The organism is Desmonostoc vinosum (assembly GCF_059505385.1).
On record NZ_JCACKM010000027.1, the window covers coordinates 11497 to 28864 of the forward strand.

General features: G+C 42.3%; 9 protein-coding genes. 7 read left to right on the plus strand and 2 right to left on the minus strand.

The features are described 5' to 3' along the window. The first annotated feature begins 316 nt into the window (after nt 1-316). The 5 genes from AC5JMF_RS03580 to AC5JMF_RS03600 all read left to right on the plus strand — a co-directional run bounded on the left by AC5JMF_RS03580 (nt 317) and on the right by AC5JMF_RS03600 (nt 6807). Nucleotides 317-1951 carry an alpha-D-glucose phosphate-specific phosphoglucomutase gene (locus tag AC5JMF_RS03580; RefSeq protein ID WP_495794377.1) on the plus strand — a complete coding sequence of 545 codons (1635 nt, stop codon included), beginning with the start codon at nt 317-319 and terminating at the stop codon, nt 1949-1951. Between the two features lie 128 nt (nt 1952-2079). Next, nucleotides 2080-4233 (plus strand): polyphosphate kinase 1, encoded by a 2154-nt coding sequence (gene ppk1, locus AC5JMF_RS03585; protein WP_495794349.1) that lies wholly within the window; start codon nt 2080-2082, stop codon nt 4231-4233. A gap of 691 nt (nt 4234-4924) precedes the next feature. Then, a complete protein-coding gene (gene dusB, locus AC5JMF_RS03590) occupies nt 4925-5995 on the plus strand; it encodes a tRNA dihydrouridine synthase DusB (protein ID WP_495794350.1) in 1071 nt (356 codons plus the stop codon). 187 nt (nt 5996-6182) lie between these two features. Beyond that, nucleotides 6183-6344: a hypothetical protein gene (locus tag AC5JMF_RS03595; RefSeq protein ID WP_495794220.1), complete on the plus strand. Its 162-nt coding sequence runs from the start codon at nt 6183-6185 to the stop codon at nt 6342-6344. Between the two features lie 16 nt (nt 6345-6360). After that, nucleotides 6361-6807, plus strand: a complete 447-nt coding sequence (locus tag AC5JMF_RS03600) for a hypothetical protein (protein ID WP_495794351.1) — start codon at nt 6361-6363, stop codon at nt 6805-6807. 82 nt (nt 6808-6889) lie between these two features. Here the strand turns inward: AC5JMF_RS03600 and AC5JMF_RS03605 are convergent, their stop codons facing one another. After that, nucleotides 6890-8752 carry a bifunctional serine/threonine-protein kinase/formylglycine-generating enzyme family protein gene (locus tag AC5JMF_RS03605; protein ID WP_495794352.1) on the minus strand — a complete coding sequence of 621 codons (1863 nt, stop codon included), beginning with the start codon at nt 8750-8752 and terminating at the stop codon, nt 6890-6892. A gap of 279 nt (nt 8753-9031) precedes the next feature. Here AC5JMF_RS03605 and AC5JMF_RS03610 point away from each other — a divergent pair, with 279 nt between their 5' ends. Then, the gene (locus AC5JMF_RS03610) at nt 9032-9847 is read left to right on the plus strand and encodes a DUF1838 family protein (RefSeq protein WP_495794353.1); all 816 of its coding nucleotides are present in this window, start codon (nt 9032-9034) and stop codon (nt 9845-9847) included. A 415-nt stretch (nt 9848-10262) separates the two neighbouring features. Here the strand turns inward: AC5JMF_RS03610 and AC5JMF_RS03615 are convergent, their stop codons facing one another. Further along, nucleotides 10263-14834 (minus strand): sll1366 family intein-prone helicase, encoded by a 4572-nt coding sequence (locus AC5JMF_RS03615; protein WP_495794354.1) that lies wholly within the window; start codon nt 14832-14834, stop codon nt 10263-10265. Between the two features lie 241 nt (nt 14835-15075). Here AC5JMF_RS03615 and AC5JMF_RS03620 point away from each other — a divergent pair, with 241 nt between their 5' ends. Then, nucleotides 15076-17232 (plus strand): polyribonucleotide nucleotidyltransferase, encoded by a 2157-nt coding sequence (locus AC5JMF_RS03620; protein ID WP_495794355.1) that lies wholly within the window; start codon nt 15076-15078, stop codon nt 17230-17232. The last annotated feature ends 136 nt before the right edge of the window (nt 17233-17368 follow it).

Here is a 17368-nt window from a genome sequence, read left to right on the forward strand (position 1 = left end):
ATCACCCAGATTGTTTTACCTAAAATTTTCTTAATCTGAACTTAACTTATCTCACTAAAACTTTTGTGAGATAAACACATTTGCAATTCCCCACTCCCAACTCCCCATTGCCAAGACAAAAAATCTTACATCAAGTTCGGGTAATTACTTATTATTAAAATTTCTCTGTGTCCCCGCGTCCTCGCGTCAGCCCTAACGATAAGTCTTCAGACGAACATGATATTACTGCTCTTAAAGGATACGTTCTCTGCCAAAATCAGGATAGCTTGTGGCTGAAAGCATTTTGCTTGTACTTCCCTAGTTCGGAATTTACATGATGGACATTAAAACAGTTGCTACTACGCCTTTTTTAGACCAAAAACCAGGCACTTCTGGTTTACGGAAATTAGTTTCCGTGTTTCAGAAACCCCACTATCTTGAGAATTTCATTCAATCAATTTTTAACAGTATCGAAAACTACCAAGGTCAAACTATGATCTTGGGTGGTGATGGTCGCTATTACAATCGGCAAGCTATTCAAATAATTCTGAAAATGGCTGCTGCCAATGGGGTTGGTAGGGTAAAAGTCGGTCGTAGTGGCATCTTGTCTACACCAGCAACCTCTTGTGTTATACGTAAGTACGATGCTTTTGGAGGTATAGTTTTATCTGCTAGTCATAATCCTGGCGGCCCTGATGGCGATTTTGGTGTTAAATATAACATTGCTAATGGCGGCCCAGCACCGGAGAAGGTGACAACAGCAATATATGAATGCACCAAAGTCATAGATCAATACAAAATTTTGGCAGCATCTGATGTAGATTTGGATACATTGGGTGAAACTAAATTGGGGGATATGGCGGTAGAAGTCATCGATTCTGTAGCAGACTACAAAGAACTGATGGAGTCACTCTTCGATTTTTACCGCATCCGTGAACTGTTGACTGATGGCAAGTTTCGCATGTGTATAGACTCGATGCACGCGGTAACAGGGCCCTATGCTCATGCTTTATTTGAGGAAAGACTAGGCGCACCTTCAGGAACAGTATTAAATGGTACTCCCCTAGAAGATTTTGGCGGCGGACATCCTGACCCAAATTTAGTGTATGCTCACGACTTAGTAGAAGTGCTTTTTGGTGAAGATGCGCCCGACTTTGGTGCAGCTTCCGATGGCGATGGCGATCGCAATATGATTTTAGGACGCAGATTTTTTGTCACACCCAGCGATAGTTTGGCAGTCTTAGCAGCTAATGCCACCCTAGTTCCTGGTTACAGAGATGGGTTGACAGGCATAGCACGTTCTATGCCTACTAGTCAAGCACCTGACCGAGTTGCTGCGGAATTGGGTATAGATTGCTATGAAACGCCCACGGGATGGAAATTCTTTGGTAACTTGCTAGACGCAGACAAAGCGACTCTGTGCGGCGAAGAAAGCTTTGGCACTGGTTCTAATCATATCCGTGAGAAAGACGGTTTATGGGCGGTGTTATTTTGGCTCAACATCTTAGCAGTCAAGCAGCAACCCGTCGAACAACTCATGCGTGAACATTGGCAAAAATACGGACGTAATTATTACTCCCGTCACGATTATGAAGCCGTAGATAGCGATCGCGCCAACGAATTAATTAGCAAACTACGCGCTCAAATTCCTGATCTTCAAGGTAAGAAATTTGGCAATTATGAAGTAGAGTATAGCGACGATTTTAGCTACACCGACCCAGTAGATGGTAGTGTCAGCCAAAATCAAGGTATCCGCATTGGTTTTACCGATGGTTCTCGCATAGTTTACCGCCTCTCCGGCACAGGAACCCAAGGTGCAACCTTACGAATTTATCTAGAAAGCTATGAACCTGATAGCAGTAAACACGATTTAGATCCACAGCAAAGCTTAGCAGAATTAATTGCGATCGCCGACGAAGTAGCGCAAGTACGCACACTTACAGGCATGGACAAACCAACTGTGATTACTTGAGGGAGTGGAGGCTGGGGAGATGAGGGAGACGCGGTGACGCGGAGAATAAACAACGACAATTCCCCATTACCCCTAATCCCCACTCCCAATTCCCCATTCCCAATTCCCCATTCCCAATTCCCAAATTTATGCCTAAAACCAAAGATACCAAAGATATCAATAAAGCTATCAATCTTAGCGACTCTCAATATTACTTCAATAGAGAGATTAGCTGGCTAGAATTTAATCGCCGAGTTTTACAAATAGCATTAGATCAACGTACACCTTTACTAGAAAGACTCAAGTTTACTGCTATATTTAGTTCTAATTTAGATGAATTTTTTATGGTGCGTGTGGCGTTGCTCAAAGAACAAGTTCAAGCAGAAGTCAGCCAGCTAACTCCCGATGGAATGACACCACAACAACAACTAGAAGCTATCTCTCAAAATCTCAACCCGATGGTGATTAAACAACATCGCCACTTTGAAGATGTGCTGCAAAAACAAATGACATCTAATGGTATACATCTTCTTAATTACAGTGATATTAGTCCACTACAACGTGATTATTTAAACAACCTATTTCAGCAAAAGATTTTTCCAGTTCTTACACCTTTAGCAGTCGATCCTAGCCATCCCTTCCCCTTAATGGCGAATCTCAGTCTTAATTTAGCAGTGGTAGTTAAAGCGCCAAACACGGGAGAAGAAAAATTTGCCAGAGTCAAAGTACCGAATATTTTACCGCGATTTATTGCTTTACCATCAGAGTTAGAAATAGACAAAAGTAAACTCAATCATTGGATGGGTGTACCCATCGAACAGGTGATTGCTCATAACTTAGAAGCTTTATTTCCAGGAATGATTATTAAAGAATATCACCTGTTTCGACTTACCCGTGACGCCGATTTAGAATTAGCAGAAGAAGAAGCCGACGATTTACTATCAGCAATTCAACAAGAGTTACGTAAGCGTCACTTTGGCGGTTCCGTAGTGCGGTTGGAGATTCAACCATCAATGTCTCATGCAGTACGAGAAGTACTAACAGCAGAAATGGAACTGAATGAAAGCGATGTTTATGAGATTGATGGCTTATTGAATCTCAAAGATTTGATGTCATTTATGGCATTACCTTTACCCGAATTAAAAGATCCATCTTGGACACCAGTTATTCCACCTCGTCTGCGTCATTTTAACCAACCAAATAAAATTGCTGAACTAGAAATAAATGAAGAAAGAAACATTTTTTCTGTGATTCAGCAAAAGGATTTATTAGTACATCATCCTTACGAATCATTTACTGCTTCCGTTGAGCAATTTATTACTCAAGCTGCTAACGATCCGCATGTGCTAGCGATTAAGATGACACTTTATCGCACTTCTGGAGATTCAGAAATTGTGAGTTCATTGATTACTGCTGCCCAAAGCGGTAAACAAGTAGCTGTATTAGTGGAACTCAAAGCCCGTTTTGATGAAGAAAATAACATTACTTGGGCAAATAAATTAGAAAAATCTGGTGTGCATGTTGTTTACGGCTTAGTAGGATTAAAAACTCACACAAAAACGGCGTTAGTAGTGCGTCAAGAGGGAGAAGAAATCCGTCGTTATGTTCATATTGGCACGGGAAATTATAACCCTAAAACAGCGAAGTTATATACAGATGTAGGGCTTTTAACTTGTCGCGAAGACTTAGGAGCAGATTTAACTGATCTATTTAACTATTTAACCGGCTATTCTCGTCAGAGTTCTTACCGTAAGTTACTAGTATCACCCGTTAACATGCGCGATCGCATTATTGCTCTGATTGACAGAGAAATCGAACACTCTAAAAACAATCACAATGGTAAGATTATCGCAAAAATGAACTCTTTAGTTGACCCTTTGATTATTGCCAGCCTCTATAAAGCATCACAAGCTGGTGTACAAATTGACCTGATTATCCGAGGTATTTGCTGTTTACGTCCGGGAGTTCCAGGAGTTAGCGAGAACATTCGAGTTATTAGTATTGTTGGTCGTTTCTTGGAACACTCGCGTATATTTCATTTCCACAATAACGGGGATAAAGAAGTATATATCGGTAGTGCTGATTGGATGCCCCGCAATTTAGATCGTCGGGTAGAAGCAGTGACACCAGTTGAAGATGCAGATATTGTACAAAGTTTAGAACAGATTTTAGCAATCTTGTTAGAAGATAATCGCCAAGCTTGGGAACTACAATCAGATGGTTCTTATATCCAACGCTTTCCTAACGAGAATGAGCCAGAACGTAGCGCCCAAGTGTTGCTGATGGAAATGAGCCATGGTTAAATAATTCGTAATTCGTAATGACGCTCCTTCGTCGCTAACGCTGCGAAGCGCGTAATTCGTAATTAAATTAAGGCGCAATACGCCTACCCCACAGGAGTTTTAGTCTTGTGGGGTAGGCGTGTTGCCTGCTCTGTTTTAGCGGTTGCATCATTTTTCACCGTAGATTTGTTTGAGTCGGGCAATAGATTTGAGGTGCAGGTGTTGATATGTATATGTGAAGTGAGTTATAATAGTAAACTGTTGAATGTAAAGATAACAGGCGATCGCAAAATTCAGATTTAGTGATCATTGAGTTTACTGCTGTTGAAGTTCCAAAGTTGACACAAGAAGAACAAAGCAATTGCTTGCGCCTAGAACGCAAAGTAAAACGGGCATTTTTTGACGCAGGAAGGCGCTAATAGAATTGAGAGATAAGCGGCCATAACGTTTTACGCATAAAGCATTTTTATACTGTTTCATTCATAAAAAAGAAATCGTGTTAGGGTTACATCCACCTTCATCAGCGTCCTTATACTGGGTATTGCGTAGTGTGAGAAGTTCATTAAACGTAGTGTTAAGACTATCACGCTGTTAAATCAAAAATCCTGGTTTTGATGGTGGGTAGTTTAGTCTCTCAGTCCCTATTACCCCTAATCCCCACTCCCTCCGGGAGCGGGGGCCCCGAGTTCCCCTATCCCCACAGTCCCCTCCTATGGTTTCGCTATCTCCTAATTTAAAAGCTAAACTTGCCCAACCTTTAAAAATTGGCTCCTTTGAAGTCAAAAGTCGGGTTCTCCAGTCGCCTTTATCTGGAGTGACGGATATGGTATTTCGCCGTCTGGTGCGTCGCTATGCACCAGAGTCAATGATGTACACAGAAATGGTGAATGCGACGGGGTTACATTATGTAAAACAATTACCCAAAATTATGGAGGTAGACCCCAACGAACGACCAATTAGCATTCAACTATTTGACTGTCGTCCCGATTTTCTGGCAGAAGCGGCGGTGAAGGCGGTCGCAGAAGGGGCTGATACTGTTGATATCAATATGGGTTGTCCAGTCAATAAAATCACTAAAAATGGTGGTGGTTCCTCATTATTGCGACAGCCAGAAGTTGCTGAGGCAATCGTGCGAGAAGTGGTGAAGGCTGTCGATGTCCCAGTGACGGTAAAAACTCGCATTGGCTGGAGTGACAAGGAAATTACGATTCTTGACTTTGCCAAGCGGATGGAGGATGCAGGTGCAAAAATGATCACGGTGCATGGTCGTACCCGTGCCCAAGGTTACAATGGTAATGCCCGTTGGGAATGGATTGCCCGTGTTAAAGAAGTGCTTTCTATCCCAATAATTGGCAACGGAGATATTTTTTCGGTTGAGGCGGCGGTGAAATGTTTAGAGCAAACCAACGCCGATGGTGTCATGTGTTCCCGTGGAACTTTGGGTTATCCGTTTTTAGTCGGGGAAATTGATTATTTCTTGAAAACTGGTGAAATTTTATCACCGCCAACCCCCATACAGCGCTTGGAATGTGCGAGAGAACATTTGCAAGCTTTGTGGAACTATAAAGGCGATCGCGGTGTGCGTCAAGCCCGTAAGCACATGACATGGTATGCTAAGGGCTTCGCCGGTGCTGCTGATTTACGTGGTCAATTAAGTGTGATTGAAACGGTTGATCAGGGTTTAGCAATGATTGACCGAGTTATTGAACAACTTGCGAATGGTTACGAACCAGAGCTTGAGATAGAATCTGGTGAGTCATTGGGCACACTTGTAGCCACTTAAATAATTCGTAATTCGTAATGACGCTCGAGGACTCGCTACCGCTGACGCTCGAGGACTCGCTACCGCTTCGCTAACGCTAACGCTAACGCTAACGTAATTCGTAATTCTTAATTGTTTATTAGTTTTTTGAGGTGTTGCTGATTTAAGATGTGAGCAACTGCTAAAACCAAGCTGAACAATAGACCTCTTGCAAAAGTCGGATACTCGCCAGAAAATAAATTTTCTGGCTGATAACTCAAGTCGGTTTCAACCGACTAATAACAGTATTTTTAGTCCGTTTCAACGGACTTTTGCTATTAGGCAGAGACTTGAGTCTCTGACGGTTCAAGTATTTTTGCAAGAAGTCTAATGTAGGAGAAAATAAAATGTTGAATTGCCCACTTATTACTAAATTAAGCCTCCTAGTAATCACATTAACAGTAAGCTTGCCAATTAATTCTTCTGCCTATGCAGATGTAGTTGAGGTAAATGCTCAAACAAGACAAAAACAAGATAAACAGAATCAGCAGCAAAAACTTGAGGAAATGCGGCAGAGGTTGGACTCACAAGAACAGCAGCAAAGTCGCTTTAGCCAACAACTACGAGAATTTAGACAACAGCAACAACTCAGGCAACAACAACAGCAACAAATACGACAACTAGGTTTTAAAAGGCAGCAACAAGAAGTTCTGAGATTACATGAAAACTTCAGGCAACAGGAAGTCCTGAGACGGCAACAAGACCAACTAAGACGACAAAATCAGCTAAGACGACAAGAAGAGTTCAGAAGATACCAAGAGTTTAAAAGACAACAAGAACTGAGAAAAAAATAGAAAAAGTCAACATAATTCGTAATTACAATCAGTGGGGGCTTGTACCCATTTAATTACGAATTACGAATTATTCCCCACTCCCCTAATTAGCTGCTGCGACACTATATACTACCCGAAAACCGTAGTCGTATTCTTCTTCATCTATGGGGCTATCGATGCGAGCTGCCGAACGGCAAGAACTTGGGTTATTTAACCAAGAACCACCACGCAGTACTCCAGGAGAATTGTTATCATTCACTCTAGGACTGCCATCATTGGCGGCTTCATTGTAATTATTTTGGTATCCATCTTGACACCATTCCAAGACATTACCATGCATGTCACATAAACCAAAAGCATTTGCGGGGAAACTGCCTACATCTGTGGTTTGCTGACGATATTCACCGACAGGGGCAGCACCATACGCGTATTCACCTAGAAAATTTCCTAGCTCTGTAGTAATTGTTTCGCCAAAATGAAATGGGGTGGTTGTTCCTGCGCGACAAGCATATTCCCACTCTGCTTCACTGGGTAAACGATAGGTTTTACCAGTTATTAAAGACAGTTTTTCACAAAATGCGATCGCCGCATTCCCAGATACCTTTTCAACAGGGCGCTTAGACCCTTTAAAGTAGGATGGGTTAGTACCCATAACCACTTGATATTGCTCTTGAGTAACGACAAATTTACCCATATAGAAGGGCTTAATGGTGACGGTGTGTTGTGGTTCTTCATCAGAGTTGCGGTCTTTCTCTTCTGGTGGCGAACCCATGAGAAACTGACCGCTAGGAATTTCTACCATTTCCAGCACAATTCCATTACCTAAGTTTTCTATAAAGAAATTTGCCTGGGTGAGGCGGCGTGTGATGATCTTTCCCTGGACATTTACCGTTACCACCTCAAATTGAAAAGTCTGTAGAGATAATTTCCTAGTATTTGTGCTTTGTGCAGTTGGTACTGGAGTTTCGCTAATGGGTGATTCTGGAGTTTCGTTAATAGGGGTAATTGAAGTTAGTGGTGAGTTAGTTTTCTGTCGGCTATTAGCTGATAAGAGTTGCTGACCTACAACTGCTGTAACAAAACCAGCCCCCACTAAACCAAAAGTTTGTATCATTCTCCGCCGAGACCAATTAGTTGGTTGCGGTAATTTTAGCGGTGTTGTTGGCATTTCTCCTGTGAGGGCTTGTAGTGCTTCTGCTGCTTGGGAGTAGCGTAAACTATGATGACGACGCACCATCTTGGTTAACACTTTAGCCAGATGGTCATTCACCTTTGTTTTGCTACGCCAGATGACCTCACCTGTTTTCGGGTTTTCTTGTAAGTCAACTGGTAAAATGCCAGTCAAAGCTTGAATGGCAGTCATCCCCACCGCGTATACATCACTAGAAAGGTTAGGTTTACCATTGTTTTGCTCACTGGCCATATAACCAGGAGTACCCAAAATAACGCTGGGTGTCACCTCCCCAAAAGCATTCACTACTAAAGAGGCGAGTTCTTTTACCGCACCAAAATCAATCAGGAAAATCTTTCCATCCTTAGACCGGCGCATGAGATTTTGGGGCTTAATGTCGCGGTGAATTACGCCTTGACTATGTACAAAAGACAAAACTTCTAGAACATCTTGCAACAGTTCAGTAGTGTAACTCTCTCCCAGCTTTTGACCTGCAAAAATTTCTTCACTTAAATCTTGTCCTTCAATAAATTCTTGAACAATGTAAAGATTATCATCTTCCCTAAAATGCGCTAGTAATTGGGGAATCTGGGGATGTTTGCCAAGCTTTTCAAGAATAGCAGCTTCTGCTTCAAAGAACTCGACAACACGAGGATGGGTTTGATTGGGACGCAGTTGCTTAACAACACACAAAGGCTGACTAGGTTGTAGACGATCCCTCGCTAGAAAGGTAATCGCAAAACCGCCGCCGCCTAATCGCCGAATAATTTCGTAGCGTCCAGTCAGTATGCTCACGACGACCTTAAATCTCCGAAGAACATGATGGATCTGAGTATAGTTGTCAGCAACTGAGTCTGGCAAGTCGAAAGAGATAAAATGAAAACTGCGGAAGTGAGGAGTGGGAAGTGGGGAGTAGGGAATAGGGAAAGAGGTGATTTTTTTGACTCGTTGCTTGTGCCTAGAAACGCTAGCTATACCAAATTAGGATAGCAAATTGTAAACCTGTTGTATCAAGCTTTTTAAACTATGTCTTAATTACGAATTGGGTTCATATTGCAAGCAAAGGTATTTGAGATGAATGATATAAGTACAAGTAATTACTTGGATGATTACGAACTCAACAACCTCGATTTTTACAGAAAAAATCATGGATTACAGCTTTATTACAACTGGTCTGGAGAAATTTGGTGGCAAGAAAAACCAGACCAACCAAGAAAAAAGTTGTTTTCTATTATTGGCATGAATGCTACTAAAGTGTTTATCAAGCCAAGTTCTGAATATGGTGAAGTTGGATATCGAATTAATAGAGAGTTGGGTTTATTTTGCGATCCCATTACGCAAGAAATTCTCCATTTTTGGAAGTCACCAAAAACGGATCAAGTTGTACCAGTGGTACATATCGCAAATCGAATTGTACAAGGTTCAGTTACACCAAAAAAATATGTCATTCCCAAAGGTAAAGGATATATTACCTCTATAATTGAGATTCCTTTAGAATATCCTCATCCGTTAGCGGGAGATAGTAAATACGCAGATTATTGTCCTGGGGAAAAATTTCAGGGAGTTGAATATTTTAGTTCAAATATTTCTCGACCTCATGTTAGTAATGTCCCTCCGGCTGAGTGGGCGCGAGATTGTCCTTGGATGCCTTGGATGAAGTTGGGATATGGTAATCCTACTAAATTAAGATTTGAAACAACAATCTCTAGAGTAGATTCTTTTGAGCAACTCAATCCTAGATTGGTCAAGTTGGTGAAAGAAAAGTTACCAATTTATGAGTTTACGCCTATAGAAAGCGATGAGCCAAATATGACAAGTATTCAGTATTTTAAGAAAAGTTTTGAATTCTATTTGCAAGGTAATGTTTTTCCGTTGGAGGAAAGATGTTGAATAATTCGTAATGACGCGACGCTCCTGTGTCGCTAACGCTAACGCTATCGAGGACTCGCTACCGCTGCGCTAACGTAATTCGTAATTAAGTTTTGTAATGGGGATTTAGCGCAAAGTCAGAGCGAACTTTGTAAGACTCCAACACAAAACTTGCCGATTATAGAACCGGGGGACTTAAACCCACGGAACTTGTTGAATGTCACCTCAACTTAATCTGCAAAAGATGAAATTACTCCCAATATTTACCTGGATTTAGATCCCCGATTTCTTGAAGAAGTCGGGGATCTGGGCAGCGATTTTTCTACTACAGCACATTTCATCTGAATGAAGTACACAAGGGCGGGCAGGATGCCCACCCCACAAGATTTATCATATTAAGATGTGTACTTCATTTACTTGCAAAGTGCTGTAAGTATCAATCAGCATCTTCATCTATTACTGTGCTGCGGTCAAGCAGTAATAAGTTACGTAACTGGTCTGTATCTAGTTCAGTTAGCCATTCTTCGCCTGCACCAACAACTTGTTCAGCTAGCTGTTTTTTACTTTCGATCATGTCATGAATTTTCTCTTCTAAGGTGCCGGTGCAAACAAATTTATGCACTTGCACATTCCGAGTTTGACCAATCCGAAATACTCGGTCTGTGGCTTGATTTTCTACGGCGGGATTCCACCATCTATCAAAGTGAAATACGTGATTGGCACGTGTTAAATTTAGTCCTACTCCACCGGCTTTGAGAGAAAGAATCATGATTGGAGGGCCTTGAGGATCGTGTTGGAAACGGTCGATCATTTCTTCGCGTTGTTTTTTACTGGTACTGCCATACAAAAACAAGATTTCTCGATTTAGCTGTTTTTCTAAATGTGGTTTGAGTAACTTGCCCCATTCAGCAAATTGTGTAAAGATTAAAGCGCGATCGCCTTCTGCTAATGCTACATCTAACATTTCTTCTAGGCGTTGCAGTTTGCCAGAGTTATGTTGTATTAATGTGCCTTGTTTTAAATACTGGGCTGGGTGATTGCAGATTTGCTTGAGTTTGATCAGTAAAGCCAAAATCATGCCTCGACGTTGCAAACCTTCTGCTGATTCAATCTCTGCTAGGGATGTTTCTACTACTTGTTGATAAAGTGTGGCTTGTTCGGCAGTTAAACCGCAAAATACGGTCATTTCCTGTTTTTCTGGCAAGTCTTGAATGATTTCGCGGTCTGTTTTCAGACGGCGTAAAATAAAGGGCTGGACTAATGAACGCAATTGCCCTAAAGAAGCTGTGTCACCATACTTTTCAATTGGCATGGCAAATCGCCGCTGAAAAAATTGTTTATTACCTAAATAACCAGGATTGAGAAAATCTAAAATCGACCACAATTCTTGGAGTCTATTTTCTACTGGTGTCCCAGTTAAAGCAATGCGAAACGCAGCTTCTAACTGCCGTATTGCCTGTGATTGCTTGGCATCTGGATTCTTGACATTCTGAGCTTCATCTAAAACGATTATTTGCCAAGAAACACTCTGCAATAACTTAATATCTCGGTGAATTAACGAGTAACTAGTAATTATTAAATCGTGCTTATTTACGGTTTCTACAAATGCTTTACCTTTGGGGCGTTTATCACCGTGATACTGCATCGCTTTTAGGGTTGGAGCAAATTTTTTAACTTCCCGTTCCCAATTGCCTAACACTGAAGTTGGACAAACTAGGAGAGTGGGTTTTTCAATTACATCTTGTTCTTTAATATGCAAGAGAAAAGCGATGAATTGTATAGTATTATGACAAATAATATTGTTAGCAACGAAGTTGTGATATTTATCAACTTCAAAGTCGTATACCCAACCTTCGTAATCAATGTTTTCGATATTTTCAATTCGGCAATAAAATACTTCCTGCTCTAGTAAACGTTGTAAATATTGCTTGGTTATATGCAATTGTCGCATATCTAACTGAGCATAAGCTGCTAATGTTTGATTAGCCCACTTAGATGGTTTTAGTAGCTGATACTCTTGTTGAGATTCCCCATTTATAATCCGGTTAATCTCTATTAAAACCTTCTGTAAACTAGCTTGAGAAAATTGCTGTGAACCATTAACGTCAACATGATTGTGTATTCCTAAGTGTTGCAGAGGGAGACCTGTATTTTTGACTGTTTGGGCAATAATATCAGATACCGGAATACCTTCAACATTGGTGTTACTAACTTGCTGACAAATTTCTTTTAATTTTCTATACTTTTCTGAGTTACCTAAACCAATTTCTTGCAAGAAGCTCCGGGCAGAATTACCACTAATAACACCTATATAATAAGTGCGAAAAATTCGCTTACCATTGCTGGCACACTTCTGTTTTTGTGATCTACGCAACCAAATACCAAAACGTCGCAACAGTGTAGATAGTTGCTCAATTAATAAAGCTGAAGCTGTAGAGATTTCAATACTTCGCATACTGTAAACCACAGCAGATTCAGCATCAAAATAGTTACGTAAAAACAACCGCACACTATCTAAACCTGCTTGCATGATGAAATTTGGGAACGATTTTTGTGCCGAAAGTTTACCCCACACATAACCTTTTGCTTCTAGGAATTGTCGATAAGCTTGACTGTTTACCTGCAAACAAGGAACTCTGTTTGAGAAAGTAGCAATTTTGGGGTTGTTAATCTTAATGTTGTAACGCTCGCTAATACGATGTAGCGTTTGCCTTAATTCTTCTAGAATTTTGGTATCTTTTTGGGTAATTGTGACAGTTCCGAACTCAGATAACTCATATCCCTCAGCAATTTGCCAAGCGAGAAATTTGACTAAATCTTGGTCTTGTATATTTTCATTTACAAGTATTTTGCTGGGAACACAGACGTAATCTCCTATTTGCAAATTATTTGTCCAACCTTTATTTGTTAGCAGTTTATGGCGGCTGGTAATAGTTATATTGCTGCCATCTTGTAATGTGATTTTTCTTAATGTTTCACGTACTTGTTGCCGATACAAGTGTCGCACAGGGGCTTGGACAATTTTACCGGTTGATTCATCTATGGAATTAACTAGCAATTGTTCAGTTGGTTCAGCCCAAAATCCTTCACCATCAAGCTTTGCTTCTCCAGCATAAGTTGCCCAGATAGTTTCAGCGGTGTGTAATAATCCATTGACATTAACTAATGTTTTTGGTGATACACATTTTCCTAATCCCATATCGTCGGCGAGACATGCACCTAAACCCCAACGTTCCAAGAAAGCTAACCAAGCTGCACCGCGTTCTTGATAAGGTCGCAACTGTCCTTGAAAATTGGTTGGTGTAGGTAAGGGTGCGATCGCTTGATTATTTGTCAACGCCCCAATTAACTCCTGTAATCCCCCAGATGCCTCAAAGCTGACTACTGGTAATTTTTCAATGACTTGGGTATCCCCAGTACTGAGACGCAAGGCATCTTCCAAGGAGAGTGACATTTGCTCTTTGCGAGAGGCAAAAAAGGTTTTGGCTGTTTTGATGTCTTGGGGGCGCAATTCCACCCACTCTCCGTTAATTTCTACGAGTGGGCTATTTAATGCTACCAGGCGATCAAACTCGGCTTTAGAAATGGTCTGCCCGCCAATGGCTAATTTCCATTGAAAATTGAGTAGACTTTGTAATCCTAAACGTCCCTGTTTCTGATTTGGTGTTTCTGCGGTGATTTTCAAACCCAGACGGTTCGCCCAGCCTTCGCGGTTCGCTAAACTGGGAGGCAAAATCACACCTAAGCCGCTGTCTTCCAACCTCCAAGCGATCGCTTTGATAAATTCGTATGCTTGGATGGGGTTAAGACGACAAGATTGGGGATATTCTGTTTCTAAGCTCGGCGCGATCGCTGGATATAATCGCGAAGCTAGCCCCAAACCCCGCAAGAATATTTCCTGTGGCTGCTCGATTGTCCGATTTTGATAAACTAATTTCTCAACTGGATGGTGCCAAATAGTTGCCGCATCCACCAAAAACTCTGGATCATCCGCTGCTTGGAGAAAATACGCCAATATCCAATCTGTTTGTTTCGACTCTGGAGGACGCAGTTGCAAACAGGTACGAAACAGAGTTTTGAGATTCAGTTGATATTGCAGCGGCATAGTCCAGGCTTTCAGTGCCGCTTCTAGCCGTTCCACGCCAATAGAATCAGCATTGACTGTATGAGATGTACCTGTTAAACCTTGTAACCACTGTCGTACCGCAGTTGGCAATGATGCCATTACTTTAGTTTCGATAGGAGGTTGATAACCCACCATCTCCCGCACTTGGGCATCTATCGTACTATTAAGAAATCCCAGCAATAACTCTTGAGGTTCCGTCGGGAAATTTACATACTGACCTTGCTGACTATTTTCTGCATCTAAATCCCCAGTCCCCTGATAAGTACGACATACCAAAGGCATCTTTGCTGAATACTTTTCTAGGCGGGTTCCATCTATGGCACTGTCTAAAAGTACTTGCCATTTAGCGATGATAGAACTATCTGAGTCTTTTTTGATAACTGGTATAAATTTAGACCTTGAGATTAAATCCCAACTCCAGCGGGCAATTTGTGACCAAAAGCTTAAGTCTCCTCCTAAAAAGGCATCGTCCTCCTCAGTAGCGTTCAAAGGCAAAGCACTCAGAAATTTTATTGTTTCGTTGGGATTGAGACAAAAGCCCTCGACTCGCCACGGTTGTAGATATTGTGGAGATTCTGTTTCGGCATCTACACTACTAGAATGCACAGGATAAATAGATGTAGCCGTTTCTGAGATCTGGGTGGGTAGGGCAATGATTTGCGAGTGTGTTTGTTGTAAAGATGTGTTATGGCGCGTCTGTATCAGGTTACGGGATAGTAACCAGTCGCTTAACTGGTCTGGTGTCATTGCCAATGGATGTAGCGGTATATCTCCAGAGGTTATAGATTCAAGACTAACTCGTGGCGATCGCCAAGTTTCTCCCCATATAAATAAACAAGCATTTTGATTTTTTACTAACCAACTACCGTGTAAAATAGCCATCTGATAATTACTGAAATTTGTATTCAAGAATTAAAATCGCGTAAGCACAGAGTAGGCTTCGACTTCGCTCAGCCTACGGGGATTTAGGTAGGGAATAAAGAAGTAATCAACATTCATTCCCCATTACCCCTAATCCCCACTCACTCCAGGAGCGGGGGCCTTGAGTTCCCCATTCCCCATTCTATAAATGTTAGGATTGCCACAGAGAGAGAATAGCGTGCATAGAAGGAAAAAAAACTGAATGGCAGAAGTTGATAAGTCAATATCCTTCGATGGAAGGGATATTCGACTGAAAGTAGGCCTACTAGCTCCCCAAGCAGGTGGGTCGGTTTTAATACAATCGGGGGACACGGCTGTTTTGGTAACGGCCACGCGATCGCAAGCCAGAGAAGGCATTGATTTTCTTCCCCTCACAGTAGATTATGAAGAAAGATTATATGCTGCTGGTAGGATTCCCGGCGGGATTATGCGACGAGAAGGCCGTCCTCCAGAAAAAACAATTCTCACCAGCCGTTTGATTGACCGTCCCCTGCGTCCTCTGTTCCCTTCATGGTTGCGGGATGATTTGCAAGTTGTCGCATTAACGCTGTCGATGGATGAATTGGTACCACCAGATGTGCTAGCGGTCACTGGTGCTTCGATTGCTACCCTGATTGCCCAGATTCCCTTTAATGGGCCAATGGCAGCAGTACGGGTTGGTTTAGTCGGAGATGATTTCATTATTAACCCCACCTATGCAGAAATCGAAGCTAGCGACTTAGATTTAGTGGTAGCAGGTTCACCTCATGGGGTGATCATGGTGGAGGCAGGAGCCAATCAATTACCAGAACGAGATATTATCGAGGCGATTGACTTTGGCTACGAAGCAGTGCGGGACTTAATCAAAGCGCAACTCGATCTAATCGCGGAACTGGGCTTAGAGATCATCCAACAGGCACCGCCAGAAGTTGACCAAACATTGGAAAACTATATCAGCGATCGCGCCAGCGATGAAATTAAGAAAATCTTGGCTCAATTTGATTTGGGTAAAACCGAACGCGATGCGGCTTTGGATGTTGTCAAAGAAAACATTGCCAATGCGATCGCCGAGTTACCAGAGGAAGACCCGATTCGAGTTGCAGCTACCACAAATAGTAAAGCACTTGGTAACACCTTTAAAGACATTACCAAACAGATGATGCGCCGTCAAATCGTTGAAGACAACGTTCGCGTTGATGGTCGTAAACTTGACGAGGTGCGTCCTGTTTCTTGTCTAGTCGATGTCTTACCAAAGCGAGTTCATGGCAGCGGTTTATTCAACCGGGGATTAACTCAAGTATTATCCGCTTGTACCCTTGGTACTCCTGGTGATGCCCAATCATTAAATGATGACTTGCAACTAGACCAAGAAAAGCGTTACCTGCATCACTACAACTTCCCACCTTTCTCAGTTGGGGAAACCAAACCATTGCGTGCCCCAGGCAGGCGGGAAATCGGTCACGGTGCATTGGCAGAACGAGCCATGTTACCTGTACTACCACCAAAAGAGCAATTTCCTTACGTAATTCGCGTCGTTTCGGAAGTGCTTTCCTCCAACGGTTCGACCTCAATGGGTTCGGTGTGTGGTTCCACCTTGGCCCTGATGGACGCTGGTGTCCCAATCATCAAACCCGTTAGCGGTGCTGCAATGGGGCTGATTAAAGAAGGGGACGAAGTGCGAGTTTTGACTGATATCCAAGGCATAGAAGACTTTCTAGGCGACATGGATTTTAAAGTCGCCGGCACGGATGCTGGAATTACTGCCCTGCAAATGGACATGAAAATTTCCGGTTTGTCTTTGGAAGTTATCGGTCAAGCCGTCCACCAAGCCAAAGCTGCCAGGTTACACATTTTAGAAAAAATGCTCGCCTGCATTGAACAACCACGTACTGAAACCTCACCTTATGCCCCACGTCTTTTGACCATCAAGATCGATCCAGATATGATCGGTTTGGTCATCGGCCCTGGAGGCAAAACAATTAAGGGCATCACCGAAGAAACTGGTGCGAAAATCGACATTGAAGATGATGGCACTGTGACCATTTCTGCGGTGGATGAGAACAAGGCTAAGAAAGCTAGGAATATCATCCAGGGTATGACCCGCAAGCTGCATGAAGGGGATGTTTACGTAGGACGTGTGACTCGAATTATACCGATTGGTGCGTTTGTAGAATTTTTGCCTGGTAAAGAAGGTATGATTCACATTTCTCAACTAGCCGATTATCGTGTTGGCAAAGTTGAGGACGAAGTAGCAGTAGGTGATGAAGTAATTGTCAAAGTCCGCGAGATTGACAATAAGGGTCGCATTAATCTGACGCGTTTGGGGATTCACCCAGACCAAGCAGCAGCAGCGCGAGAAGCTGCGGCAGTGAATCGTTAAATTGATTTGGGATTTGAGATTGTAAAGCCACTGGCGTGGTGAACAGTCCGGTTTTGGGAACCACCTGCATAGGCGGGTTTCCCGCACCACTAGCGACAAATTTGGCAAAGCAACGCAGTGGCATCAAATTTTTTTC

Coding starts and splice junctions, on each gene's coding strand:
- AC5JMF_RS03580 (WP_495794377.1), top strand. CDS start 317: ATGGACATTAAAACAGTTGCTACTACGCCTTTTTTAGACCAAAAACCA.
- ppk1 (WP_495794349.1), top strand. CDS start 2,080: ATGCCTAAAACCAAAGATACCAAAGATATCAATAAAGCTATCAATCTT.
- dusB (WP_495794350.1), top strand. CDS start 4,925: ATGGTTTCGCTATCTCCTAATTTAAAAGCTAAACTTGCCCAACCTTTA.
- AC5JMF_RS03600 (WP_495794351.1), top strand. CDS start 6,361: ATGTTGAATTGCCCACTTATTACTAAATTAAGCCTCCTAGTAATCACA.
- AC5JMF_RS03610 (WP_495794353.1), top strand. CDS start 9,032: ATGAATGATATAAGTACAAGTAATTACTTGGATGATTACGAACTCAAC.
- AC5JMF_RS03615 (WP_495794354.1), bottom strand. CDS start 14,834: ATGGCTATTTTACACGGTAGTTGGTTAGTAAAAAATCAAAATGCTTGT.
- AC5JMF_RS03620 (WP_495794355.1), top strand. CDS start 15,076: ATGGCAGAAGTTGATAAGTCAATATCCTTCGATGGAAGGGATATTCGA.